Below are 1040 nucleotides of genomic sequence, written 5' to 3' on the forward strand. Positions count from 1 at the left end.
ATCCGCGCGCATCGCAGGCGATCGAGCCGCAGCCGGTCTTCATGCCGGCACCGTCGGCCGGCGCGCTGCTGCCCGGCAAGCTGTCGGCCAGTGCCTGCGAGGCGCTGCGCGCCTGCCCGTACCGCTTCCATGCGCTGCACCTGCTGAAGCTGCGCGAGCCCGGGGAGCTCGATGAAGAGGTCGAGAAGCGCGATTACGGCAACTGGCTGCACGCGGTGCTGCAGGCCTTCCACGAGACCCGCTCCGCCCCCGGCACGCCGGCCGACGAGACCGACCGGCTGCTGCAGCTGGGCCGCACGATGCAGGACCGCGCCGGCCTCGCCGACGAGGATTTCCTGCCCTACGGCGCCAGCTTCGAGCAGCTTGCGCCGCGCTATGTCGCGTGGCTGCACGAACGCGATGCGCAAGGCATCGAATGGGCCGAAGGCGAGCAGGCGCACGAGGTCCAGCTGCCGGCACCCGCGGCCGTCACGCTGCACGGTCGCATCGACCGCGTCGACCACCGCCGCGAAGCCGGTGCGCGGGTGCTGGAGCTGATCGACTACAAGACCGGCAGCGAGAGCGCGCTGCGCCAGCAGGTGCGCCAGCCGCTCGAAGACACGCAGCTCGCGTTCTATGCCGCGCTGATGCGCCCGCACACCGATGCGCCGCTGCAGGCCATCTACCTGCTGCTCGATGCCGGCCACGAGATCCGCCAGGTGGTGCATCCCGAGGTCGAGGCGAGCGCGCAGGCGCTGGTCGACGGGCTTGCCGGCGAGCTGGCCCGCATCCGCGCCGGTGTGGGGCTGCCGGCGCTCGGCGAGGGCCGCGTCTGSGAGTTCTGCGAGGCGCGCGGGCTGTGCCGCAAAGACCAATGGAGCGCGCGATGAACGCCCCGGCCTACCAGGCGGACGGCGCGCCGGTGTCGCGCGAGGCGTTCTACGCGATCGCCTGCGACCCGCAGCGCAGYGTSGTCGTCGAGGCCTGCGCCGGCGCSGGCAAGACCTGGATGCTGGTGTCGCGYATCGTGCGGGCGCTGCTCGACGGCGCGCGCCCGCAGG

At 72.9% G+C, this 1040-nt stretch carries 2 protein-coding genes; both read left to right on the forward strand.

The genetic code is table 11. From position 1 onward, the window contains the following. Positions 1-869: RecB family exonuclease (locus tag AC1D12_RS33960; protein ID WP_477845469.1), on the forward strand; the 869-nt coding region annotated here is incomplete at its 5' end. Then, a partial coding sequence (locus tag AC1D12_RS33965; protein ID WP_477845470.1) for a UvrD-helicase domain-containing protein occupies positions 866-1040 on the forward strand: 175 nt, incomplete at its 3' end. The genes AC1D12_RS33960 and AC1D12_RS33965, both read left to right, overlap by 4 nt.

This window comes from Rhizobacter sp. P1_G5, from assembly GCF_056405435.1.